Here is a 24,927-nt window from a genome sequence, read left to right as displayed (position 1 = left end):
CATGGCAGAGCGCCTAAATAATGACTTTCAGTTCCTGGATGTAGCACGCCAAGATCCAGAGAAAAAAGATCTAGTTGTCCGCAAAGCAGAATTTGTGGAAATCTATAAACCGTTTACAGCTGAAGTTGCAAAAAACCAAACTCACCGCTGCCTTGGCTGTGGTAACCCGTATTGTGAATGGAAATGTCCAGTACATAACTACATTCCAAACTGGTTGAAACTGATTGCTGAAGGCCGTATTTTCCAGGCAGCAGAATTGTGTCACCAAACCAATACTTTGCCAGAAGTCTGTGGTCGTGTATGTCCCCAAGACCGTCTGTGTGAAGGTGCTTGTACCTTAAATGATGGTTTTGGTGCAGTCACCATTGGTAATGCTGAAAAATATATCAATGACACCGCTTTCGCTTTAGGCTGGCGTCCAGATATGTCACACGTGAAATGGACTGATAAAAAAGTTGCCATTATTGGTGCAGGTCCTGCTGGTCTTGGCTGTGCTGACATTTTGGTTCGTAACGGTGTAAAACCCGTTGTATTCGATAAACGCCCTGAAATTGGTGGTTTGCTGACTTTTGGTATTCCAGAATTCAAGATGGAAAAAGACGTAATGAAGCGTCGCCGTGAGATTTTCTCAGGCATGGGCGTTGAGTTCCGTTTAAATACTGAAATTGGTACAGATGTCACCATCGATCAACTGCTTGCAGACTATGATGCAGTATTCATGGGTATGGGAACCTATACTTATATGAAAGGTGGTTTCACAGGTGAAGATCTTGATGGTGTGGTTGATGCGCTCGATTTCTTAATTGCCAATGTCAACCGTACTCAAGGTTGGGAAAAAGATCCAGCTGAATACATCAGTATGGAAGGGAAAAAAGTGATCGTTCTTGGTGGTGGTGATACTGCAATGGACTGTAACCGTACATCTATTCGTCAAGGTGCTGAGTCAGTAGTATGTGCATACCGCCGCGATGAAGAGAACATGCCGGGTTCACGTCGTGAAGTAAAAAATGCGCGAGAAGAAGGGGTGGAATTCCAGTTCAACCGTCAGCCAATTGAAGTTGTGGGTGAAAATGGTAAAGTGACAGGCGTTAAGTTTGTGACCACTCAGTTGGGTGAGCCAGATAGCCGCGGTCGCCGTAGCCCTGAGCCTGTGCCGGGTTCTGAAGAGGTTTTACCAGCGGATGCTGTGTTACTGGCATTTGGTTTCCGTACCAGTCCTGCAGAATGGTTTTCATCGACAAATATTAATGTAGATGGTTCAGGTCGTGTAATTGCAGCCGAGCAACAAGAATTCAAATTCCAGACATCAAATCCAAAAATTTTCGCTGGCGGTGATATGGTTCGTGGTTCTGACTTGGTTGTAACTGCAATCTGGGAAGGTCGTCAAGCGGCTGAAGGAATTTTAGATTACTTAGATATCTAATCTTGTTTTTAATATTTTTATAAAAAACCTGCTTCGGCAGGTTTTTTTGATCATTCAAAATTTCCCTTAATGATATGTGAAAGGTTTCATCTGATAAATTTGAAATAAATGTGTTTAACACAGGCTAAAATTGAGTGAATTTGCAAATCAACTAAGCCATTTTGCCATGTGTAAAATGTGTGCTAAGTCACATACTGCCAGCATGATCACATTTAATGGATATTATCATGACTCAAGTGACGGCACAAAAATCATATCTTAATCGTCCGAAAGCCATTGGTATTACAGTACGTCGCCCACAATTTAATCCAAAGGCGATCAAGCGACATTATTTTGCCAATTCACCGGTCATGTCGCATTTACTGACAGCATTATCATCGACCTTTCCCATTGGTGAACAATTTTTTTGTACACAGTGTTCGAAACGTTCGCGATAAAGTGACTGATGAAAAACTGCTAGCGGAAATTGCTGCATTTATTGGACAGGAAGCAATGCACTCAAAAGCACATGCAGAGTTTAATGACGCTTGGCGAAGTGATGATTATAATTTGGATCGCTTTCAAGCTTGGTTGGCTCGAAAAGATCGTTATGTAAAAAATCTACATCCCAAAATACAACTCGCCATTACCTGTGCTTTTGAACATTTTACTGCGCTGTTGGGGGGGTATATTTTAAGACATCCTGAAGTGCTCAGTACTTTGGATGATGATGCGATTAAACTCTGGGTTTGGCATGCAATTGAAGAAATTGAACACCGTGCAGTAGCCTTTGATGTCTATCAACATGTCTATGGTGATGACAAAATCCGTCGCATGATTATGCGCAGTGTTACCACAGGTTTTGCCAGCTTAACCTTTTATTCTGCCACGAGATTGTTTTTGCAAGATAAGAAAAAAAGCTTACCTAAAGTAGGAGGGAATGTATTCGGTATATATTTATTGGGCAAAATGTTTGTTCAGTTGGTGCCAGAATACTTATCTTATTACAAAGCAGGATTTCATCCCGCTGAGATTGATTACAGTAAAATTGTAGGTTATTGGAAAACTAGACTTTCTGAAGACTACCAATTTGAAGGTTTTCAAGATCATCAAACACAGATTTTATATAGTTAAGATTGCAGCCCTCGAAAGAGGGTTTTTCTTTGAATAAAGAGAATAGATGAAAAAAATGGATCACAAAGAAAATACATAAAAAAGGTAAAAATTCAGGTTAGAATGAATTTATTTAAACAATTACAAATAAATACTTGAGGTTAAGGGATATGAATTTAATGAAAAAAAGCATGCTCACTGTAGCCCTTGTGAGCACACTAACATTAAGCGGTTGTGGCTATAACACTTTACAAGTCAAAGATGAGGCCGTTACAGCAGCATGGTCTGAAGTACAAAACCAATATCAACGTCGTGCAGACTTGGTGCCTAATTTAGTGAATGTCGTAAAAGGCTATGCAAAACATGAAGAGCAAGTGCTAACGGAAGTAACGCAGGCACGTGCCAATGTAGCGGGTCTAAAAGTGGATAAAGAAGTATTGGAAGATCCAGCATTGTTCCAAAAATACCAAGAAGCACAGGCACAAATGACTAGCGCACTTTCACGTTTAATTGCAGTATCCGAAAATTATCCAGACTTAAAAGCCAATGAGCAATTCCGTGATTTACAAGTTCAGTTAGAAGGCACTGAAAACCGCATCGCTGTCGCACGTAATCGCTACATTACTACTGTACAAGACTTTAACGGCTATGCACGCCAGTTCCCGCAAGTGATGACAGCTAAAGTCATTGGTATGGATACAAAGCCTAACTTTAGCGCAGAGCAAAGTGCACAAACTGCACCGAAAGTTGATTTTAATTAATTGGCGTCACTGGATTGTGAGGTGGGCTGATGGTGGATTTTGAGCTAAAACATACAGGTTTGTTGTGGTTGCAGCGCATGGTTTTTGCATGTCTATTGTGTATGGTGGGTTTCACACATGCAGAAACGGCGACTGCAACAGATCAAGAAGCTGAAACTGTCGTGGTAGGAAAAATTTTAAAAGAGCAGCAGTCAGCAACGCAAAAAGAATCCACGGCACAGCCTGAAATTAAAATTCAGCAACCACAAATTGCCAATGATATGGCAGATGGAGAGTCCATACGTGGGCTGCCAACACTGAATGAGCCGGTGGTCGATCAGGCAAATTTACTTTCTGCAGCCGAGAAGCAAGCAATCAGCCAGAAAATTCTGCAATTGCATGAAGACGGCAAAGCTCAAATTGGCGTGGTCATTGTGCCGACAACAGGGCAGGAAGATATTTTTGACTATGCCATGCGTGTTGCTGAAAAGTGGCAATTAGGCTCTGCCAAGCGCGATAACGGTATTTTAATGGCGATTGCAGTGAATGATCGTCGTATACAGATTCTGACTGGATATGGCTTTGAAGGCATTATGCCGGACATTATTGTCAGTCGAATCATTCGTAATCAAATTACACCGTACTTTAAGCAAGCTCAATATGCCCAAGGCATTGAGGCTGGCTTGAATGAAATAAGTAATATTTTAAATCAAGACCCAGAAGTTGCTGCTCAAGCCGCACAAGAGTTAAAAGAACGCCAAGAACAAGCCTTACATGAACAGCAAGCCAAAGAAAAAACCTTTACCACAGCACTGATTATTTTAGTGGTGGGTATTTTTGCTTCGTTTATTGTCGGTAAGCGTTTAAGCGCTTCGACAGCAGCCGTTGCGGGTACTGTAGCGGGATTAGTCAATGGCGCAGGCTTGTTGACTAGTCTACTCATGGGCGGCGCTATTTTCTTTTTACTGATCACTGCGATTGCACAAACTATCTTTCAAATGTTTCTTGCCGGTAGTGGAGGCGGAGGTGGTCGCAGCGGCGGTGGTGGTTTTGGTGGTAGTGGCTATAGCGGAGGCGGTGGTGGTTTCGGCGGTGGGGGAGCATCAGGTTCATGGTAACGAAAACAGAAACAACAGAAATTGTCACCTGTCCAAAAACACAGGAGATTCATAAACCCAGTTTTAAACGTTGGTTAAAGCACTTTTTGTATATGCCTGCGGCGAATCGCTATTTTAACAAGCAGGATCAGCAGGCCATTGCACAAGCAGTAACAGCAGCTGAGCAAGGACATGTGGGCGAAATACAGGTTGTGATTGAGGGGCATATTCCGTCAAATCAAGCTTATTATCAAAACACCCGTGCCCGTGCTGAACAGCTCTTTGCTGAGTTAGGTGTTTGGGATACTGAGTTTAATAGCGGAGTATTATTGTATTTGAATATCTGCGAACGTCAGGTGGAAATTATTTTTGACCGTGGGCTGCGTCAAGCAACGAACGGTCAAATTTGGCAAGATATTTGCCAAAATATCATTGCTAAAATGCAAACTAAGGACTACCGCAATGCAATGACAAATGGCGTAAATGAAATCGGAATGGTACTGAACACATTTTATGCTGATAAAACACAAGACCGTGTTAATGAATTAGCCAATGCACCGATCGTACTACGTTAATAAACAGGTATAAAAGTGACACAAATCGTCACTTTTATACACAAAAAGAGACGTAATGATTACAAAAAATAAAAATATTTTTTTAAAGTGCTGTTTTTTCTGTCGTTTTCACTATAATAAATCTTGGCACGCTCTGTGCTATTTATAAAACAAGCTATATAGCTTTAATTAAATAATTAAATTAAAAAACATTTGTGGAGAATGTTATGAAATCAGTTCAAAAGGGTTTTACTCTTATCGAATTAATGATCGTTGTTGCAATTATCGGTATTCTTGCTGCGATTGCGATTCCTGCTTACCAAAACTATACTAAGCGCGCCTCTGATAATGCTTGTTTAGCAGAGATGAAAGGGTTCGCTAATAAGCTATTCTTAATCCAAAATGACCCTAACGGACCAGGCACTTTTACAGCAGCAGATTTTGATGCTAAAGCATGTGATGAAAATGACATTGAAGAAGACAAAACCACTATTAAAGGTAAAATTAAGAATCCATCTGTAGCAGCTAATACTCACGCTGTGTGTGTTCTTGGTGAAACGATTACTTGTGAAACTGGCTCTTAATTAATGTAATATAGTAATAAAAAACGCATCTTTAGAGATGCGTTTTTTATTCTAACTCAAAATTTTCTAACAATAGAGAATTACACTTTTCTAAAAGTTTTTCATAATTCTCTTTTAACTGCTTATAAATACTTTTCACAGCATTGGACTTATATTTAGCTTGTTCTATCTGCTGGGCAGGTGAAAGGTTATTATCCTACTTCTTGTGCAGCTAGCTCATTCTACTCCTACTTGCGGGATTTTGGTGCTTCTTAATCGCTCTACGGTTAGCTCTACCGTTCAATACTGTAGTGTTGTTAGCTAGATAAATAATTTTGAATAACTTTAAGTTTAAATGCTTGAAAAATATTTAGCCATAGAAAAGCACCCTTCAAATTATACTAAAAGTGTCCAACTTTTACGGTGCAGTTCAAATCACAGGTTTTTTCTTAGCTAAAATATTTAAATCTGACTTTGAATATAATTTTCTATACCTACAGATTCAACTAAGTCTAATTGGGTTGTTGTCCAATCCAACCATTCTTCTTCTTTCTCTAAAATTTCCTGCACTAAATCGCGAGTCACATAGTCCAGTTGCTCTTCAGCAAGCTTAACTGCCGCTTGAATGGATTCGATGTTCTCTTTGACTTTACGTACATCACAATTTAAAACTTCAACGGTATGTTGTCCAATATAGAGTTTACCTAGGTGCTGTAAGTTTGGTAAACCTTCTAAAAATAGAATGCGCTCAATAATTTTATCGGCATGCTTCATTTGACGGATTGATTCTTTATATTCTGCTGAACCAAGTTGGTTAATGCCCCAATCATTAAACATACGCGAATGTAAAAAATATTGGTTAATTGCAGTTAAATGATGATAAAGCACCTGATTTAACTGATTAATTACATCACGATTGCCTTTCATGTTTGACTCCTTAACTGCAATAAAGCTCGAACTAAGCAATATAAATTCGATATTAGAATAGAAATATCTTAAACAACAAAGTGCAATTTAGCGAGTGTTTTATAGAACAGCAAATGAAAATCACAATCAAAACAAGGCACTAATTCTCAGATATTTAATAAATAAAAAACCCGCTTAGAGTCATAAGCGGGGGAGGAGGAATGGTCTTCGACCATTAAATTTATAATTATGGTTGTTGGGGGGATTTTATAATTGACGTTAAGCAGCTATAGCAATGCGTGCAGCGATTTGTGAAACTTCATCACTGATGATCATACGTGCTTCAGGTGCGCAGCGACCACAGCAAGTTCCGAGGTCAAGCATGTCACGAACTTCACGATAGCTTTCTGCTCCACTCGCAATAGCATTTTTAATATCTTGATCAGTAATACCACGGCACAAACAAACGTACATGAAATGGAACCAAGTCTATAAATGGGATAAGTAATATTATTGATAATTATTATCGTTTGTCAATAAAAATCATTTGAAAATGCTTTTAAACTGATTGGCTTTTTGAATAAAAAAATGCCACTTGAGCGGAAATCCAAGTGTTGCTTAGATTGTCGCGCAAGATGGCTAGGTAATTTAGAATTAAGTTTTAAGATTAGTTTATTGAATTTTCTTTGTAAGCTATTGATTGATAATGACAACACCATCCATTTCAACCAAAGCATCTTTTGGTAGGCTTGCTACACCGAGTGCTGCACGTGCTGGATAAGGCTGAGCAAAATATTCGCCCATAATTTGATTAACCAATTGGAAGTTGGATAAATCTGTAAGGAAGATATTCAATTTTGCAATGTCAGCTAATGATCCACCAGCAGCTTCACATACAGCTTTAAGGTTATCGAACACGCGACGAATTTGAGCTTCAATGCCTTCAACCAACTCCATGCTATATGGATCTAATCCTATTTGACCTGATAAATACAAAGTATTGTCGACTAAAATTGCTTGAGAATAAGTACCAATGGCAGCAGGTGCATTTTCAGTATGGATTACTTGGCGGGACATCTATTTCTCCTATTATCATCTCAGATAAGCTGTAATGAAACAGCTTATCAATTAGCTGGCTACCTGTGCTGTTTCAGTGATGGCGATAGGTTGTGCCAATCGACTGATGCGAGGGAAGCCAAAATGCATTCTTAAATTGCGGATAATTTGGGCAATTTGTTTACGGTTGTGTACAACAATATTCACATAGGTTTTTTCTTCATGTGCGCGGACAGTCTCTACACCCACTTTTTCTTTGCGGCATAAATAAATGAGTTCTGAAATTTGTTCATCGTTTAGCAACATGTTTAGACACAAGTAGGCAGTAAAGCTTATGTCTTCACTATCTTCAGTGGTCCAGTGCAATGGCATGATATTTTCAGGATGTAAATGTTGTTCATGCAATAAATTATGACAACGTGAACGGTGCACAATCAAACCACGACGTGATAAATGACCTTGGATTGGATCACCTAAAACGGGGTTACAGCAGTGCGCATATTTGACATCGACACCATCAGTACCCAAGATCAAGCGTGCAGAATTTGAAGTCTGAATGGTATCTTGAGCATATAAATGATTGGCAACTAATTGAGGCAGTAAGTCACCCACGGCGATCTGTTCAAATAATTGTTCTTTATCATTTAAATGCCGCCAATTCAGCACATTTTCCCAATCCGCTAATGTTAAATCACTCATAGAACGATTAAAAAGTTTTAATGCGCGATTTAAAGCTTGCTGTCCCACTAAGCGTTGTTCATCTTGGTCTTGGTCACGGAGGATATTTTGTAATGCGCGGCGGGCTTTTTGGGTATTAATAAAGCTTAGCCAGTCAGGGTTTGGTGTTGCAAGAACATCAGTGATAATTTCAATCACTTGACCACTCAGTAATGGTGTTGAAAGGGGCTTGGTTTCCCCATCAATTTTCGCACCAACGGCATGGTTGCCCAAAAATAAGCTTGCTGAATAAGCAAAATCAACTGCTGTCGCACCCTGAGGGAGTTCATGCAAATGACCGTGTGGGGTATAAACCCAAATTTTCTCTTGATGTAGATAATCGAGTAATTCACTAAATGTAGTCTTTGCGCATTCGCCATCCACTAGCACATTTAAATTTTGCATAGATGCTTGGATCGCTGAGCGACAAGCTTGTGGTGCATTTTCACCGAGAACCACACCAAAGCGCGCCGCTTTACGCATCAACTCCGTTTGGATAGTCAGAGATAAAATAGTCTTTTCGCCTTTTAAGCGCATCATCAGTGACTGGTTGCCACCAGGGAGTGGGCGACGGATATGATCGGCGTAATTTAAAACTTTAAAGCTTTCTTTGAGGATGTCTGCCAGTCGGTCACAGTCTGCGATGCTTTGTAAAATAATTTCAAAGGCATGACTATGGGTGAGCTCTTGCAGATCGATATCGTTTTTTACAAAGTGACGAAGTAATTCAATATTATTATTTTTCTTTTTAATTCGACCTGAAATATGGTGCTGTTCAAGTAGGGTAGTGAGGTTGTTTTCCCATTTGGTCTGGTATTCGCAGCGTTTCGGTTTGGTTTGTAATAAAGCTTCTTGAACATTGTTATACATATCTAAATCTAGATTTTGATAACACAAATGTTCAAGGTTGTCGGCCATTTCATTCATACCGACGAGGCGTGCCATGGGCACAAAAATTTCAAAAGTTTCTTGGGCAATACGAGCACGCTTATCGGGGCGTAAAGCACCCAATGTGGTCATATTGTGATAGCGATCTGCCAGTTTAATAATAATGACACGTGGGTCTTGTAGGGTGGCTTGCAGAATTTTACGGAAGGATGCGGCTTTATTATATTCTTTATCGCTAGAATGGCTGAGTTTGGTGACGCCGTCGACGAGTTCGGCAACGGTCAGACCAAATTTTTCAGTAATATCTTGTTTGGTAAATTCAGTATCTTCGATGACATCATGCAATAAAGCGGCCATCAAAGTTTCCGCATCAAGACGCATATGCGCCAAAATACAGCTCACCGCAATTGGGTGAAGGATGTAGGGTTCGCCACTTTTACGTGTAATGCCATCATGGGCAATATCAGCGTAATCACAAGCTTCTAGCACGCGTTCGACTTCACTTACTGAAAGGTAAGCGTCGATGATCACATTTAACTGTTGCTTGGCTTGGCTGACCATTGGGCCTGGCATAGAACACCCTTTTACTACTGATTTACAAATGAAACGGTTAATACTTTAATGAAATGCATATTGGATGACTTGTCAATTTTTTAGTTTAAAAAAATGAAAATCTTTTTCGCTTACTTTGCACTTCTTAAGCTTATGTTATAACTGTTCTGAGTAAAATATTAAAGAGAATCCATAAAAAAAGCCTAGTTAAAAACTAGGCTTTTAAGGTCAGGTTTATCTTATTGGAAAGAAAAACCGTCTAAGTTTAGGTTATTTGCAGAAAGTGCAAGGTCTAAACTTGAAGTTTGGTAGTCTTGTTCACGTTGTTTCAAAATGTCTTTAGAAACGTGACCCGCTGCGATTTCACGAAGAGCAACAACGGTTGGTTTGTCATTGTCCCACTCAACAGTAGGTTCGATACCTTGACGTGCCAATTGACGCGCGCGTTTGCTTGCCACTAGTACAAGCTCAAAGCGGTTGTCTACATGGTCTAAACAATCTTCAACGGTTACGCGTGCCATAAGAATTCTCGTTTGAATATAAATTTTTAACAGACTGTGCAGTATAAGGTGCTTTGCCTATAGACTCAAGTTTTAATCACTGCTCAGTCGGCGTGATTAATTTTTCAATTAACTGCTGATGACGTGTCGCTTGCTGTTTTAAAACCAAGCGATTAGCAATAATCACAGATTCTAAATCATGTAAGGCTTTATTAAAATCATCATTAATAATGACATAATCAAAATTTACATACTGCTGCATGTCTTCAACTGCACAGCTCAAGCGATGTTCAATCACTTCAACTGAGTCAGTACCACGGTTTGATAAGCGTTGACGTAAGTCAAACTGGCTTGGTGGGAGAATGAAGATTTGTCTAGATTCAGGAAAAAGCTTACGAACCTGTTCTGCGCCTTGCCAGTCAATTTCAAGTAAAACGTCATGGCCTTTCGCCAATTGTTCTTTAACTGTACGTTGTGCTGTGCCGTAATAATTACCAAAAACTTCTGCATATTCAATAAAACCACCTTCTTCAACCAAAGATAAGAAGTCTTCTTTTTTTGCAAAATGGTAATGTACGCCGTCTAATTCGCCAGGACGCTGACCACGAGTGGTATGAGAAACAGAGACATGTAAATTGTTTACACGTTCAAGCAGGGCTTTAACGAGGGATGTTTTGCCCGTTCCCGATGCAGCAGAAACGACAAACAAGAGACCCGACATGATATTTTTCCTGATATGATAAAATATCTTCTCTATTTTAGAGTAGACGCGCGCCAAACTAAATAGTCAGACGTCTATTGTTTACATTTATTTCAAGTGATACCCGTAAAAAATGAGTGGGCATTGAGGATTCTATGGAAATTGTTTTAGCTAATCCACGCGGTTTCTGTGCAGGGGTAGATCGTGCTATCGCGATTGTGAACCGTGCGCTTGAATGCTTTAACCCGCCAATTTATGTGCGTCATGAAGTGGTACATAATAAATTTGTCGTAGATGATTTACGTCAACGCGGAGCTATTTTTGTAGATGAGCTTGATGAAGTGCCTGATGACAATATTGTGATTTTTAGTGCACATGGTGTTTCTAAAGCGGTACAACAAGAAGCGGAACATCGCGGTTTAAAAGTATTTGATGCGACATGTCCATTGGTGACTAAAGTGCATATCGAAGTGACTAAGTATGCCCGTGAAGGTGTGGAAGCAATTTTGATTGGTCATGAAGGTCACCCTGAAGTTGAAGGGACGATGGGCCAATATGACACCAAAAATGGTGGTTCGATTTATTTGGTTGAAGATGAACAAGATGTTGCTGAACTTGTCGTGCGCAATCCACAAAAAGTGGCCTTTGTAACGCAAACCACGCTTTCTATTGACGATACTGCAAAAGTGATTGATGCCCTACGTCAGAAGTTCCCTGAAATTCAGGGGCCGCGCAAAGATGATATTTGTTATGCGACGCAAAACCGCCAAGATGCTGTACGTGATCTGGCTGAGCAATGTGATGTTGTACTGGTTGTGGGTTCACCGAACTCTTCGAATTCGAACCGATTACGTGAATTGGCAGAACGGATGGGTAAGCATGCGTATTTGGTCGATAATGCCGATCAGTTGCAGCAAGACTGGTTTAATGAGCACACAAAAATTGGTGTAACTGCAGGAGCATCTGCACCTGAAATTTTAATTAAACAAGTAATTCAGCGCCTACAAGATTGGGGTGCGAAAGCACCGCAAGAGTTAGATGGTCGTGAAGAAAATATTACATTTAGTTTGCCAAAAGAGTTACGTATTCCTGTAACTCAGGCATAAAGTGTTAATGACTTAACATTCTGAATTTTTTTAAGAATTGACAGATAATTGCTTTTTGGCAATTATCTGTTTTTTTATGCCTTTTATCCTTATTTGTGTTTGTTTTGTAATTTAATTAGATATTATTTTTAATAGGGTAAAGTTTGGCGCGCCTTGGGGGGAGTATGCAGAAAACTAATGGATTTACATTAATTGAACTCATGGTGACGATTGGGGTGCTTGCGATCATTGCTTCTATTGCCGCTCCTTCAATGAATGATTTTAGAAAAAATCAACAGATAAAAGAGCAGGAAAATAAGCTGAGATTGGCGCTGACCGAGGCACGTACAGAGGCTCGTCTGCAAAATAAACCGATGACAGTTAAGTTTAGCTCTGCGACATCAGGGACTTCTAATACAATTTTTGTTGATATTGATGATTCTAAATTTAATTTTAATATGAAAAATAAAAAAATTGTCTTTTACAGTAATGGTTTGGCTGATATTTCAGATGGAGCATGCTTGAGTATTTCTGATCTTGATGGTGAGCGTACTAAAGCATTAACAATAGATAAATTGGGAATGCTTTCAAATACTAGCAGTTGTTCTGGAGGGTGAGTGATTGATAAATAATCAAAAAGGTGTGGGCTTAATTGAGATTATTGCTTCATTAGTCATTCTTGCAGTCGCCGTTATGGGATTTATTGCTTTGCAATATAGGACTTTGGAGGCTGCTTCCGAGTCGTTAAACCGGGTTGAAGCAGTCAATATTGCCAGAAATCTTGCAGAACGTATGTATGTGAGTCGAGCTTCCTATAAGGACTGTCTAAAATCCTCATGTTCTGGAACTACATTTGCTGGTAAGGATTGGAGTGATGTGAATGCTTTGGCGAGTCAAAGAGGGATGAATGTCGGTGTGTTTACCTGTCCTGATACGCAGAATGGTCGTCAATGTATTTATGTTGCATGGGGAGAAACGGATGCTAATCCAGGTTCCTGCACCGAAACTAATAAGTTTTCATATAAATCTGACGCTAAGTGTGTAGTTGTGGAGGCTTACCAATGAATAAGCAACATGGTTTTACACTGATTGAACTTATGGTTTCTCTTGTACTTGGTCTCATTATAGTGGGTGCTGCATTTCAAATGCTGATTTCTGGGCAGCGAAGTTTGGCATTTCAAGAGTCGCTTCAAGGATTACAAGATAATGCCAACATAGGGATTAACTATGTTGTAGATGATATTAAGCTTACAAATCTTAATTTGCCATTTTCTGAAATTAAACCGGCTCAGGTATCGGGATTAATTGTAAATACTAGCAATTATATAAGTGGAGCTGGGAGCACAACTGTTTCGGGAGAAGGGAGTGGATCTGGCTTTATAACTGCTAAAAGTGATGTCTTAGTTATTCAATATAAGCCTGATCAAACTAAAGAATATGATTGTGAAGGTAATAGTATTGGTGCTGATGATGTCATTGTTCAACGTTACTTTATAAGAAAAGATGATAATGGTAGTGCCAATGATTATGTGTTGGCATGTGATGCAGGGAAATATAAAGAAGGTACTGCACTAACGGGTTTAAATGGAACCGGACAGATTATTATGAAAGGCGTTGACTTGTTCAAAGTTCGGGTCGGGGTAAGGGATAGTGCGAATAATATGTCATATAAAACATTGGCTGAATTTAAAGCACTTTCTAACACATCTAAAGCTGTTTCTTTACAAATTGGCATCTTAGCGCGTTCCTTAAATGGTGTTACTGATAATTCAGTAGAAAAGTTAGAGCAAAATATATTTGGTAGCAAATACTCAATAACAAAACCAACTGCCGAAAAGAAAAAATATGTATGGATTCCTGTTGAACGGACAATTGCTTTGCGCAATGGATTGGGAGAGGAGCTATGAACAAAGCAAGTCAAAAAGGTTCAACAATTGTTGTGGTGATGGTGGTCGTGATATTGCTTACGATTATTGGGGCAATGGCCATGAGAGGGAGTGTTTTTGGTCTTAAGATTGCTACTAACAGCCAAGCAAACAACATCATGGATCAAAATAATGATGCTTCATTTTATTATATTGAAAATTTAGATTTTATTAAGAGTCAATTGGTTGGAACAGGGTTATTTGGTTTTCCTAAAATGGCTGATAACCGTAATAAAGAACTAGTACTTTGTTATCGTGGTGGTTCTACGAAATTCTATCAACTTGGTAAGGTGAGTTTAGTCTATTCAGAACTCGAAGGTGGTTCAGAAAAACTAAAAAAAGAGCATATTGGGGGCTCTTCAAATATGGGGTTCTGCCAAGTTGATTCTTCTAAGTCTGACTTTGTAAGTGGTCGTGGTGCTGCAATGACTCAAATCGCTGTGCGTATATCAGGTTATTCAGAGGATGAGCCATTTGCGCATTATCAAATCGGGACAGATGCTGAAACAGGAAAGCTAGAGGACACATTACGTGTAGTTGTAACCTCAACCACAGTTATGCCAGTACTTAGCTCTGCAACGGATACCACCATAAATAATTGTATGCAGAACTTAAGTTATATCGATGATCCTGATTCAGATTTACCGACTGTCTCTGAATGTTTAAGTAGTGAAAGTATTCCATTCAAAACGCAGGTCGCTGAATACAATCTAGGTCAATTCATTAAAAAATATGTTGCTCCACCAAGCGCATAGGAGAGCCGTTATGAAAATTAGCACACAGGTGAAAACAAAATGGATGCAATTTAAAGTATCGGCTTTATCTGCATCAGTAACAGCATTAATTGTCAGTAGTATTCCGACTCAAATTTCAGCGTCTGATATTGATATTTATCAAGCTGGAGGGACGGGGGCAATTAATATTTACTTTATGCTCGATGCATCAAGTAGTATGTGGAGTAGTACTATAGCTTCGGATTATAAGGCGACTTCATCTAAAAATAGTGATTTTAAAACATATACACAGAAAGATTCAGGTGGTCATAAGCTGACTATTAACGAAGTAGGGTATGGGCTAGGCAGTTATGTAAAAGATGGACGGAATAATAAATATATAGAGAGTCCTGGAGGGAATTATTCTATTGCAGTTTCTAATGCAGACAAAGATACGAAAAAGATTGATAGATTTGATCTTTCAACAGCATCCCAAAAATACTCTGTTTGTTCAACTTATGTAGGATTAAGTCATGATAGAAAAATCAATCATGTAGTCAATAATCCTAAAGACGATGATGATGGAAAGGCATTTGAATTTATATATGCAAAACAAGGTAATCCTCATTGTGTCGTGAATGTGTCGACGACATATTGGAATTTAAGTGATTCAAATGATAAGAAATATATAAATAAAGTCAAAGAAATTTGTGAACAAGATTCAACAAATACTAATATTTATTATTGTTTATCACGGTTAGCTAATTTAAAAAAAGGCGTGATGCAAGTTGTTTTAGATGAAGCTATAAATGAAGAACACAATTTTGCAGTCGGTCAGTATCCTAAACAATCAAATAAAAATGGTGCTGAAACTAAAATTGGCTTTACTAATCTTGGGACGTTTGCCAGTAAGGCCTTATTTATTGATGCTGTTGAATCAATTGAGAATAAGTCATCAACACCGATTAGTTATGGCTATACAGAGGCAGTATCAAAACTTCAATCTTATACTTCGAGCTCGACTAATACAAAAGCAAGTTGTAGTGGTAATGGGGTCTACTTATTAACAGATGGTGAACCTAATGATACTGATAGTATTTCCAGCGCTATTAATGGTAAGACAGAAGTAGCCACAACTTATTGGGCGAATAAGTCAACATCATACTGGAAAAAAATGGCTCAATATGCGATCGAGCTAAGAGAAGATAAAAAGTTAAGAATTAAGACTGCTACTGTAGGATTGGGAGGGGGATTCTATACAATTGATGAATATGCTCGAGATGGAGCATATAGCTGTGCAGACATTAGGAGCTCTAGTAATACTCTTACAGACAATGATAAGCATCATCAAAATCTCTGTTATGTTGGAACAAAACAAAAAAATAATGGTATGGGAGGGTTTTATAATGCTCAATCTGCTAAGGACATCGTAGATAGTATCGACCAATTTGTAAATGATGTAACAGAAGATATTGAAGGCACAACTATGGGAACGAGTACTATTCCTGTGGATGCATTAAACCCTACACAACTACAAAATTATTCCTATTTCCCGATGTTCCAACCAATTGTTGGGGGAGATGAACAGTTGTGGGCTGGAAATCTAAAGAAATTTTCAATTAAGACAAGTACAGGTGTGGTTGTAGATAAACTCGGTAATTCGGTATTTAACGGAAATAAAATCCAAGAAAAATTAACAGACTATTGGTATGAAAGTGCCGGCAGTTCTGAAGATGATGTTTATATGGCTTGGGGTGGTTTGTTAAGCAAGCTGAAAGTACATCATAAGCCATTAGTTACATCAGGTACTTTAGGCTTTAATCGGAATGTCTATTTAGATTTTGGGGTTAATAGCGGCGATGATCTAAAGCATGCTGTAAGGGATATTCTGAATGGTAGTGTGACTCTAGATAATAAACAATATTTATATGGGTTATTAGGCTACTCAAAACTCACTCAAAGTGACTTCGATGCATTAGCAAGCAAATCATACAATGACCAAGTAAATTATTTACAAACAAAAATAACCAATCAAGACTTCCAAATGGGATCTGTGATTCACTCAACGCCAATTATGCTGACGCAAAAAGGTATCTTTGAGGAAAAAGATGGTGAATATGGTATTTCTGAGCGGGAGGACTATATTTTAGCAGGGACGACTCAAGGTCTAGTTCAGGTTGTAAATGCAGAGAATGGTAAAGAAGTCTTTAGCTTCTTACCGAGTGAGTTTTTAACCCGTAGCAATAAGTCTCAAGAAAAAGGCTTTGCTGAATCATTGGCAATGAATCGTTATCCAGCTAGTGAGAGTGCGGATATTGATAACTTCTTCTATGGGGTGGATGGACCATGGGTTGCGCATACTGAATACGAGTATAGCTTTGAAGGCGACAAAGAAATTATGACGGCTAAAAAGCAATATGCTTATGGCGGTCTACGCATGGGTGGTAGAAGTTATTACGCATTAGATTTAACAGATTTAGGCAAAACTTCGGGTAAACCTAAACTACTATTTACGATTAAACCAGATGATCATGAGACCGGAGCTTTAAGTTATATGGGTGAAAGCTGGTCAAAACCAGTCATTACTTATATTCCTTGGAAGGGGCAGAAGAGGTTAGCCATGATCGTAGGTGGCGGTTATGATCGTAAGTATGAACAGCAACTGAGTAATGCTGACTTAAGTGGCAAGGTGGATGGTAATGGAATCTATATCTTTGCTGCTGAAGATTTGGATACTAATACCAAAGCGGGTACTTTGTTGTGGTGGGGAAGTAGTAATGCGACTTCTAAAGATGGTGCTATTGAGTCTACAGAAATTGAAGCAATGACACATAGTATTCCATCACGAGTTAAAGCCGTCGACCGCAATGGGGATGGTATTACAGATCACTTGTATGTGGGTGATTTGGGTGGACAGGTTTTCCGTATTGATTTTAATTCCAAGTTGGGTGTAAGTGCAGTTAATACGCCATTAGTTTATCAAGCAGTGAAAATTGCAGACCTAAATACCCCTGGTAAATCTCCAAGACGTTTCTATGAGGCTCCTACCTTTACCATTCATAAAGATGATAACGGTAAACGCTTTGCAATGGTGACCTTGGCTTCAGGTGATCGTAGTAGTCCATTAGACACGGGCACGTCTTATCCTCAAGATTATGTTGTTGCAATTAAAGATGATACTGTGACGTCTAGTCCAATAGGTACTCCTACATTAATTACCCTAGATTCGATGCACGATATAAGTGGTACTGGTAGCTTTAATAAAGGTACTCATAAAGGCTGGTTTTTTCCAATGCCTAAGTCAAGTAGTAAACAAGTGCGCGGTATAGAGGAAGGAATAGCAATTGATAATGATCTGTATTATTCAGTGTTTAATCCAGATGCGAGTACAGCCACAGAAGACGGAGCAGAGGATTGTACCGGTGGGGTAACAGGAAAAAGTATCGCTTATAAATTCTGTCTGCCATACGGTGATAAAACTTGTTTAGGAACGTCGACTTCGACTAATCCTGAGAAGATTGGAGAATTGGGTGCAGGTATTATTGGTTTAACACTTGGCGCTGGTCGTTCACAAGCTACAAATAGAACCTTAATCTTTAACAAGGATATTGATCCTAAACCACCAGAGTATGCAGTATCTGACAAATTGGTGCCTAAACGTTGGTTTGAATATTTACCATTTAACTCTGGTGGTGACTAGTTATGGAAATCAACAAAGGCTTTACTCTAATAGAGTTAATGATTGTAGTTATTGTCTTGGCGATCTTGGCCGCCATCGCGTTACCAAGCTATCAGGCACAGGTTCGTAAAGGTAATGAAAAGCTTGCTTTGCAACAAATCGCTGATTTGAGCATGGAGCTTGAAAAAGAAAAGACCCGTAATTTTAGTTATGACGGGCTAGATGGGAAGAGTTTGTCAGCGAAAGCAGGAAGTAAAGTTATATACAATACTACGGTTTCTGCTCAACTTAGAGAATGGTCAATTAAGGCATGTGTGAATCAGAGTTTGAATGATGCAAGCTTATATAAGAACTTTGCTTCCAATAGCCAAGGAGCTACATGCGAGTGGTCTGATACCTCGTGTACAGTTCCTTCAAAATGTCAATGAGGGATCATATGGAATCATACAATAAAGGTTTTACGCTCATTGAATTAATGATCGTTGTTGTAATTTTAGGAATTTTGGCTGCTATTGCATATCCAAGTTATACAGGATACCAAGAGCGAGGTAAAAGAGTAGAAGCGCAAACAGTATTGCTGGATATAGCACAGCAAATGTCTGCATATAAAGTCGCTCATGGTAATTATGATAATGCTTCCTCAGCTTCTTTTGTTACAGCTAAGATTCCAAGTACTGGGACTGAAAATTATAGTGTAGTGCTAACAGTGTCAGCGGATAAACATTCTTGGACTTTAGAGGCCATCCCTGCAAATTCCATGGTAAACACAGGCGCCCTTACATTAGATAGTTCTGGCCAGCAATGTTGGGAAAAAACATCAGGTGCTTGTGATCCCTGGGATGGAAAATAAATTCAAAATTGTAGCCAACCCACTTTTTAATCTTTCATTCAGGGCAAATATCACGTAAAATATTGCCCTCTATGAAAGGGGTTTGAGTTGTATCGATGGTCGGTACAAGGATAATCCGTAAAAACTATAAGGTTCTATCATGGTTGTTATTCGTCTTGCACGCGGTGGTGCTAAAAAACGTCCGTTCTATCAAATCATTGTGACTGATAGCCGTAATGCACGTGACGGTCGTTTCATCGAACGTATCGGTTTCTTCAACCCTACAGCTCAAGGTAAAGCAGAAAAACTTCGTTTAGATGCTGACCGTTTTGCTCATTGGGTTTCTCAAGGTGCTCAACCTTCTGATCGCGTTGCTTCTTTAGCTGCTCAAGCTAAAAAAGCTGCAGCTGCTGTTTAATACGGTAGTAGATTGCCCATGACACCAACACAGAATGTTCCCGAAGATCGTATTCAGATTGGACAGCTACGTTCAGCATATGGATTAAATGGGTGGCTCTGGGTCTATTCCAATACAGAACCTATGAGCAATATTTTTGACTACCTGCCTTGGTACATTGAGACCAAAGCAGGTTGGCAAATTGTAGATGTAAAACGTTGGAAACCGCATGGTAAAGGCTTAGTCGTTTCGCTAAAAGGTGTGAGTGATCGCACAGCAGCAGATGGTTTGGTCGGCACCAATGTTTGGATTTCAAAAACTCAGTTGCCTCAAGCAGGTGTAGACGAATTCTATTGGTCAGATTTGAAAGGTCTAACTGTGTTAGGTCTAGATAACGAAGATCAAGAAGTCAATCTCGGTCAAATCCATGAAATGTTTGAGACAGGTGCTAACGATGTGATGGTGGTACGTGCCACTGCCGAAAGTGTTGATAGCGAAGAGCGTATGATTCCATGGCATAAAGATGTGGTACAGCGTGTTGATCTCGAAGCTGGTCGTATCTACGTGAATTGGGGCGTAGATTACTAATCCTTTAAGGATTGACGCAGCAGGAAAATAGAGGAATCTGCGATGTTTTTTGCAGTCATTACGCTTTTTCCTGAAATGTTTGAAGCGATTACAGCGTACGGAATTAGCGGGCGCGCAGCAAAACGTGATCTTGTGCAAGTCCATTGCATCAACCCACGAGAATTTGCTGAAGGGAACTACAAACGAGTGGATGAACGTCCATTTGGTGGTGGTCCAGGTATGGTGATGATGGCTGAGCCTTTAGCAAAGTCAATTCAACGTGCCAAAGAGCTTGCAGCGCAAGCAGGTGCAGTTCATGTTCCTGTGGTGTATATGTCACCGCAGGGCAAAACTCTAAATGAACCGGCAGTACAGCAGTTTGTCGATTACGATGGATTGATTGTGTTATGTGGTCGTTATGAGGGCGTCGATGAGCGCTTAATCCAAAAATATGTTGATCAGGAATGGTCAATTGGGGATTACGTACTCTCAGGCGGTGAACTTCCTGCGATGGTTTTATTAGACAGTATTATTCGACGTTTGCCGAATGCAATGTCTGATGAACAATCACACGTTCAAGACTCTTTTGTGGATGGTCTTTTAGACTGCCCACAATATACCAAGCCAGATCATTTTGAAGGTTTGGATGTACCTGAGGTTCTTAAATCTGGGCATCATGCAAATATTGAGAAATGGCGATTTTTGCAGCGTTATCAGCGTACACTTGAGCGCCGACCTGAGTTGGTTGAACAAGTTGAGTTGAGCAAGCAGCAAAAAAAATGGCTCAAAGATTCGCAAATTCAAAAGTAGACTCTATTTCTGAATTTGCAAAATCAGAAGCTTTGCTTCGAACAGATACTTAGAGATGACTTTAAGTATTTTAATTAGGCTCTTAATACATTGAAGTGGTCAAGTATTGAGAGAAAGTTAAACGGGTAACATGCGCTTTAGCCTCTATACCCTGCGATGATCAGACCTCTTCTGACTCGCGTAATCGGAGATACCCCCATGAGCGGTAAACATCCTTTAGTACAAGCTGTTGAAAATGCACAGTTGAAACAAGACATCCCTGCTTTTGCTCCTGGTGACACAGTAGTTGTTCAAGTAAAAGTAAAAGAAGGTGATCGTGAACGTCTTCAGGCATTTGAAGGTGTTGTAATTGCTAAGAAAAACCGTGGTTTGAACTCTGCGTTCACAGTACGTAAAATTTCTAGCGGTTTCGGTGTTGAGCGTGTATTCCAAACTCACTCACCAATCGTTGCTGGTATCGAAGTGAAACGTCGTGGTGACGTTCGTCGTGCTAAACTTTACTACCTACGTGAATTGTCTGGTAAAGCTGCACGTATTCGTGAAAAGTTACCTGCTCGTAAAGTTAAAGCTTAATTTTAAGTTTTAATGAGTGAAAAAAATGCGCCAAATGGCGCATTTTTTTATGTTTGTCGCATTTGAACTTATAAACCTTGCAGCTTTAAGCGATTGGCATGTTGGCGATAGACATCCACAGGATCAGGCGCAAATAATGCTTTTAAGCCCAGTACTTGGTTGACCTCGTCCAAATGATTCCAGTTGTAATTGTCACGGATGGTTTTACCGAATTTCGCGCTACAGCGTGGAACGAGACCGTCATTGTCCTTACCGCCATCAATTAATAAACTCGTTACTTTCAGTATTGAGTCCACATCTAAAATATTGGTAATGGTGCCAACGCCAGCAAAAGAATAATTATAAATTCCTTGTTGAGTATATGCGCCTTCACCACAAGCAGTCGTTGGCATACCAATAGGGAAACGTTGATTAAATTTTGCAGATCCAGCTATACTTAAGCTGTTTGCACCAGCAAGTGAGTCATGTGGGAAAGTGTTTGGATCTAAACCTTGCGCCCAAACTATGGCTTTTGATAGCAGGTTCACCGCAGCAACAATAGGTGTTTCTAAAATTGGAGCAGCATCGCGAATATTTAAAATGAAGTCGGACACAGGTGAGCCTTTGTGTGGTGCACCGACTGTTGTTAATGAAGCGACATACTGCGGCTTAATCCCAGCTACATAACGAATGGTTGGTCCACCATGTGAGTGACCAATTAAATTCACTTTGGGTGACCCAGTAATGGCAATGATATCTTCAACTTGCGCTAGTAATTGTTCGCCACGGACTTCCGATGAGTTAAATGGTTAAACACGTGTTGCCCACACATTAGCTCCATTTCGAGCTAGATTGGGTAAAATTTGATACCAATAGTCTAAACCTATCGGGTCGGTACCAACTCGAATAAAACCAGACATACCATGTCCAAATACGATTGGATATTTGGTTTTTGCATAGTTTGAGCTGGCATTGGCTGTCACCTGAGTGGCTTGCGTTGCAGCGAAGGTTGGGGTCGTTGCTAAAACTGTAGGAAGGCCGATTAGGCCTACTATGAATGATCCATATTTCATCAAATTTTCCTCATTTTTTGTTTTAGTGCAGCATCGTGAAATCTATATTTATTAAGATGAATTTCATTGTGCTGTTTATGACAATCTTACTTGTCAAATAAGAGTATAGGCAGAATTTTAGCTTATAGTGTGAACTAGTCGATGAAATGTGGGTTTGTTTGTAAGATAACTGCATAAAAAGCCCGACACATAGATCGGGCATTTAATGAAATATATAAGTATTTATAAACCTTGAAGTTTTAAACGATTGGCATGTTGGCGATATACATCAACGGGATCCGGTGCAAAGAGGGCTTTTAGGCCGAGCACTTGATTAACTTCGTCCAAATGATTCCAGTTGTAATTATCTCGAATCGTTTTACCAAATTTTGCACTGCAACGTGAAACTAAGCCATCGTTATCTTTACCACCATCAATGAGTAGGGCAGTAACTTTTAAAGCAGAATCTAAGTCTAAAATATTGGTAATTTGTCCAACACCGGTAAATGAATAGTTGTAAATTCCTTTCTCAACGCTATTACCATCTGCGCAGTTCGATTTAGGCAAGCCAAGCGGGAATGCTGCATTGTATTTTGCTGAGCCTGCGAGGGTTAGGCTTGAACCACCTGCAAGTGAGTCGTGCGGATAGCTATTTGGATCCAGTCCTTGTGCCCAAGTTATAGCTTTTGATACAAAGTTCACTGCGCCAACCAATGGTCCTTCGATGGGGGTACCTTCAGCTTTTAAAATTAAATCTGCGACAGGAGAGCCTTGATGAGGACCTGCAACACTGGTGAGAGATGCAACGACATCTGGTCGTACACCTGCAACATAGCGAATGGTTGGACCACCGTGACTATGACCAATCAAATTGACTTTTTCAGTCCCCGTGATCGCACGAATTTCTAAGACTTGTTGCAGTAATTGTTCACCGCGAACTTCGGTCGAGTTAAATGGGGACACACGCGTAGCCCAAACATTGGCACCATTTCGTGCTAAATCAGGCAAAATTTGATACCAATAATCGAGTCCGAAGGAGTCCGTCCCGACTGTAATAAAGCCACCCATACCATGGTTAAATACCACTGGATATTTTGTTTTTGCATAGCTTGATGTAGCTTTTGCTGTGACTTGTGTCGCTTGGGATGCAGACACTGACGTGAAGCAAGATGCAGCTAGTAACGCGGTGATGAAAATTCCATATTTCATTTTTTAATACTCACAATAATATTATTTTTAAAGAAGCATAAGGATCAATCACAGGATTGACCTTAGTATTAGTTCAATGATTTCATCTGAGCAGTGATTGAATTAAAGCGGTAGAGCTTAGTAAAGAATGAATATCGCTTTAAAAATAAGGGAATGAATACATTACCTTAACAGATTGGTTTTATAAGCCTTGTAGTTTTAAACGGTTGGCATGTTGTCGATACAGCGCTACAGGATCTTGTGCAAACAAGCCTGTGAGACCAAACATCATGTTGGCCAGGTCAGTGTGGTTCAGTTTATAACTGTCATTAATGACTTTACCAATATACGCGCTACAACGGGCAACCATACCGTCATTGTCTTTATTGCCATAAGAAAGTGGGCCAAGTTGCATCAAGATTGTATCAATATCTAGTAGGTTGGTGGTTTGTGCCACACCCGTCCATGAATAGTATTGAATCCCTTTGCTATCGACGGGTCTTAAGTTCTTGCTGCAATTTTCTGAAGAGGCCAATACCCCATCTGCCACGGCCGATTTTGCAACTGTGCTGTTAAAGGTCGCTGACCCAGTTTGACTCAGAGACTTCATAGATGCATCAAAATCAATTTTCAGTTCGGGTTTTAGCTGCCCTAATGCGATGAGTGGGCCAACAATATAGTCACCTAAAATGTTAAATGCAGTGCGAGAAAGTTTATTGCCCTGAATATCGTCTGCAACTTTAGAACCATGATATGTGCCCGCAACTCCTGTAATTGAGGCAATATAATCAGGTTTGGTTTGGGCAACATATAGCACCGTTGGCCCACCATGTGAGTGACCAATTAAATTCACTTTAGGCTTGCCTGTAATGGCGATGACATCTTCAACTTGTGCAATCAGTTGTTCACCACGATAAGCCGTAGTGTTTGCAGGAGATAATTGAGCAGCAAAGACCGTAGAGCCGTTGCGCGCCATGTCTGGTAAAATTTGATACCAATAATCGAGACCGACTGATTCCGTACCAATACGAGACCATCCTAACCAACCATGTACCATTAAAATGGGAAACTTGGTTTTAGCATAGTCTGATTTTGCGGTTTCCTTTACTTGAAGCACACTTGGCTCAGCTTGGGTAGTTGCTGATAAACCGATTGCTAGACCAGCAATGGCAGCAGCAGAGGCCATCTTGGCCGTTTTTACTAAAGTTCGCATAAACATTCCTGTTCTGATGTTGTTGTTTTTTACTTTTTAATAATTTGACGCGTTCTCTCTTTTTTAAACAGCATCTTTGCACTGACAAAGCCAGATCATTGAATTTAGAGAGTTTAAATAAACAAAGAT

25 protein-coding genes and 2 pseudogenes are annotated in these 24,927 nt (G+C 39.7%); 18 read left to right on the top strand and 9 right to left on the bottom strand.

Annotation, left to right across the window (positions count from 1 at the left end; genetic code table 11):
• The first annotated feature begins 1 nt into the window (after window position 1).
• The 6 genes and pseudogenes from A9J31_RS05790 (at window position 2) to A9J31_RS15950 (ending at window position 5,490) form a co-directional block, all read left to right on the top strand.
• On the top strand, window positions 2-1,423 hold the full coding sequence (locus A9J31_RS05790) for an FAD-dependent oxidoreductase (protein WP_067762998.1): 1,422 nt from the start codon (window positions 2-4) through the stop codon (window positions 1,421-1,423).
• 227 nt (window positions 1,424-1,650) lie between these two features.
• Window positions 1,651-2,536 (top strand): annotated as a pseudogene (locus tag A9J31_RS05785) (metal-dependent hydrolase).
• A 149-nt stretch (window positions 2,537-2,685) separates the two neighbouring features.
• Window positions 2,686-3,276 (top strand): LemA family protein, encoded by a 591-nt coding sequence (locus tag A9J31_RS05780; RefSeq protein WP_067762997.1) that lies wholly within the window; start codon window positions 2,686-2,688, stop codon window positions 3,274-3,276.
• A 29-nt stretch (window positions 3,277-3,305) separates the two neighbouring features.
• On the top strand, window positions 3,306-4,373 hold the full coding sequence (locus A9J31_RS05775; protein ID WP_067762996.1) for a TPM domain-containing protein: 1,068 nt from the start codon (window positions 3,306-3,308) through the stop codon (window positions 4,371-4,373).
• Window positions 4,367-4,927, top strand: a complete 561-nt coding sequence (locus A9J31_RS05770; RefSeq protein WP_067762995.1) for a TPM domain-containing protein — start codon at window positions 4,367-4,369, stop codon at window positions 4,925-4,927. Before A9J31_RS05775 ends, A9J31_RS05770 begins: the two co-directional genes overlap by 7 nt.
• Window positions 4,928-5,133: 206 nt before the next feature.
• Window positions 5,134-5,490 (top strand): prepilin-type N-terminal cleavage/methylation domain-containing protein, encoded by a 357-nt coding sequence (locus tag A9J31_RS15950; RefSeq protein ID WP_081410279.1) that lies wholly within the window; start codon window positions 5,134-5,136, stop codon window positions 5,488-5,490.
• A gap of 441 nt (window positions 5,491-5,931) precedes the next feature.
• On the opposite strand, the gene bfr is transcribed toward A9J31_RS15950, so the two are convergent.
• From bfr to gmk, 6 genes are all read right to left on the bottom strand, one after another.
• On the bottom strand, window positions 5,932-6,396 hold the full coding sequence (gene bfr, locus A9J31_RS05760; protein ID WP_067762994.1) for a heteropolymeric bacterioferritin subunit Bfr: 465 nt from the start codon (window positions 6,394-6,396) through the stop codon (window positions 5,932-5,934).
• A gap of 258 nt (window positions 6,397-6,654) precedes the next feature.
• A complete protein-coding gene (locus tag A9J31_RS05755; protein WP_067762993.1) occupies window positions 6,655-6,849 on the bottom strand; it encodes a bacterioferritin-associated ferredoxin in 195 nt (64 codons plus the stop codon).
• A 219-nt stretch (window positions 6,850-7,068) separates the two neighbouring features.
• The gene (locus A9J31_RS05745) at window positions 7,069-7,452 is read right to left on the bottom strand and encodes a RidA family protein (protein WP_067762991.1); all 384 of its coding nucleotides are present in this window, start codon (window positions 7,450-7,452) and stop codon (window positions 7,069-7,071) included.
• A gap of 51 nt (window positions 7,453-7,503) precedes the next feature.
• Window positions 7,504-9,609, bottom strand: coding sequence for a RelA/SpoT family protein (locus tag A9J31_RS05740; RefSeq protein ID WP_067762990.1), 2,106 nt, complete (start codon window positions 9,607-9,609; stop codon window positions 7,504-7,506).
• A gap of 218 nt (window positions 9,610-9,827) precedes the next feature.
• Complete coding sequence (gene rpoZ / locus A9J31_RS05735; RefSeq protein ID WP_067762989.1) at window positions 9,828-10,109, bottom strand: DNA-directed RNA polymerase subunit omega; 282 nt, start codon at window positions 10,107-10,109, stop codon at window positions 9,828-9,830.
• Window positions 10,110-10,185: 76 nt separating this feature from the next.
• Complete coding sequence (gene gmk / locus A9J31_RS05730; protein ID WP_067762988.1) at window positions 10,186-10,809, bottom strand: guanylate kinase; 624 nt, start codon at window positions 10,807-10,809, stop codon at window positions 10,186-10,188.
• 134 nt (window positions 10,810-10,943) lie between these two features.
• Here gmk and ispH point away from each other — a divergent pair, with 134 nt between their 5' ends.
• From ispH to rplS, 12 genes are all read left to right on the top strand, one after another.
• Window positions 10,944-11,894: a 4-hydroxy-3-methylbut-2-enyl diphosphate reductase gene (ispH, locus tag A9J31_RS05725; protein WP_067762987.1), complete on the top strand. Its 951-nt coding sequence runs from the start codon at window positions 10,944-10,946 to the stop codon at window positions 11,892-11,894.
• A gap of 164 nt (window positions 11,895-12,058) precedes the next feature.
• Window positions 12,059-12,490 (top strand): pilus assembly FimT family protein, encoded by a 432-nt coding sequence (locus A9J31_RS15815; RefSeq protein ID WP_067762986.1) that lies wholly within the window; start codon window positions 12,059-12,061, stop codon window positions 12,488-12,490.
• 4 nt (window positions 12,491-12,494) lie between these two features.
• Window positions 12,495-12,938, top strand: coding sequence for a prepilin-type N-terminal cleavage/methylation domain-containing protein (locus tag A9J31_RS05715; RefSeq protein ID WP_067762985.1), 444 nt, complete (start codon window positions 12,495-12,497; stop codon window positions 12,936-12,938).
• A complete protein-coding gene (locus tag A9J31_RS05710) occupies window positions 12,935-13,780 on the top strand; it encodes a PilW family protein (protein ID WP_067762984.1) in 846 nt (281 codons plus the stop codon). The genes A9J31_RS05715 and A9J31_RS05710 overlap by 4 nt, the downstream gene beginning before the upstream one ends.
• Complete coding sequence (locus tag A9J31_RS05705; protein ID WP_067762983.1) at window positions 13,777-14,553, top strand: PilX N-terminal domain-containing pilus assembly protein; 777 nt, start codon at window positions 13,777-13,779, stop codon at window positions 14,551-14,553. The genes A9J31_RS05710 and A9J31_RS05705 overlap by 4 nt, the downstream gene beginning before the upstream one ends.
• A gap of 10 nt (window positions 14,554-14,563) precedes the next feature.
• On the top strand, window positions 14,564-18,211 hold the full coding sequence (locus A9J31_RS05700) for a pilus assembly protein (RefSeq protein ID WP_162270477.1): 3,648 nt from the start codon (window positions 14,564-14,566) through the stop codon (window positions 18,209-18,211).
• Window positions 18,212-18,213: 2 nt separating this feature from the next.
• Entirely contained in the window at window positions 18,214-18,618 is a 405-nt protein-coding gene (locus tag A9J31_RS15900) for a type IV pilin protein (RefSeq protein WP_081410277.1), read from the top strand.
• Between the two features lie 8 nt (window positions 18,619-18,626).
• A complete protein-coding gene (locus A9J31_RS05690; RefSeq protein WP_067762982.1) occupies window positions 18,627-19,040 on the top strand; it encodes a type IV pilin protein in 414 nt (137 codons plus the stop codon).
• Window positions 19,041-19,179: 139 nt separating this feature from the next.
• Complete coding sequence (rpsP, locus tag A9J31_RS05685) at window positions 19,180-19,437, top strand: 30S ribosomal protein S16 (RefSeq protein ID WP_005013161.1); 258 nt, start codon at window positions 19,180-19,182, stop codon at window positions 19,435-19,437.
• An 18-nt stretch (window positions 19,438-19,455) separates the two neighbouring features.
• Window positions 19,456-20,004 (top strand): ribosome maturation factor RimM, encoded by a 549-nt coding sequence (gene rimM, locus A9J31_RS05680; RefSeq protein ID WP_067762981.1) that lies wholly within the window; start codon window positions 19,456-19,458, stop codon window positions 20,002-20,004.
• A gap of 42 nt (window positions 20,005-20,046) precedes the next feature.
• The gene (gene trmD, locus A9J31_RS05675; RefSeq protein WP_067762980.1) at window positions 20,047-20,793 is read left to right on the top strand and encodes a tRNA (guanosine(37)-N1)-methyltransferase TrmD; all 747 of its coding nucleotides are present in this window, start codon (window positions 20,047-20,049) and stop codon (window positions 20,791-20,793) included.
• Between the two features lie 198 nt (window positions 20,794-20,991).
• Complete coding sequence (gene rplS, locus A9J31_RS05670; protein WP_067762979.1) at window positions 20,992-21,366, top strand: 50S ribosomal protein L19; 375 nt, start codon at window positions 20,992-20,994, stop codon at window positions 21,364-21,366.
• Between the two features lie 68 nt (window positions 21,367-21,434).
• On the opposite strand, the pseudogene A9J31_RS05665 reads toward rplS, so the two are convergent.
• The 3 genes and pseudogenes from A9J31_RS05665 to A9J31_RS05655 all read right to left on the bottom strand — a co-directional run bounded on the left by A9J31_RS05665 (window position 21,435) and on the right by A9J31_RS05655 (window position 24,798).
• Window positions 21,435-22,418 (bottom strand): annotated as a pseudogene (locus A9J31_RS05665) (esterase/lipase family protein).
• A 222-nt stretch (window positions 22,419-22,640) separates the two neighbouring features.
• The gene (locus A9J31_RS05660) at window positions 22,641-23,606 is read right to left on the bottom strand and encodes an esterase/lipase family protein (RefSeq protein ID WP_067762978.1); all 966 of its coding nucleotides are present in this window, start codon (window positions 23,604-23,606) and stop codon (window positions 22,641-22,643) included.
• Between the two features lie 181 nt (window positions 23,607-23,787).
• The gene (locus tag A9J31_RS05655) at window positions 23,788-24,798 is read right to left on the bottom strand and encodes an esterase/lipase family protein (protein WP_067762977.1); all 1,011 of its coding nucleotides are present in this window, start codon (window positions 24,796-24,798) and stop codon (window positions 23,788-23,790) included.
• Window positions 24,799-24,927: the final 129 nt, after the last annotated feature.

This window comes from Acinetobacter gandensis (assembly GCF_001678755.1).
GTDB classification, from domain to species: Bacteria; Pseudomonadota; Gammaproteobacteria; order Pseudomonadales; family Moraxellaceae; genus Acinetobacter; species Acinetobacter gandensis.
The sequence above is the reverse complement of the archived record's forward strand: the minus strand, read 5'-3'. Positions and strand labels throughout refer to the sequence as shown.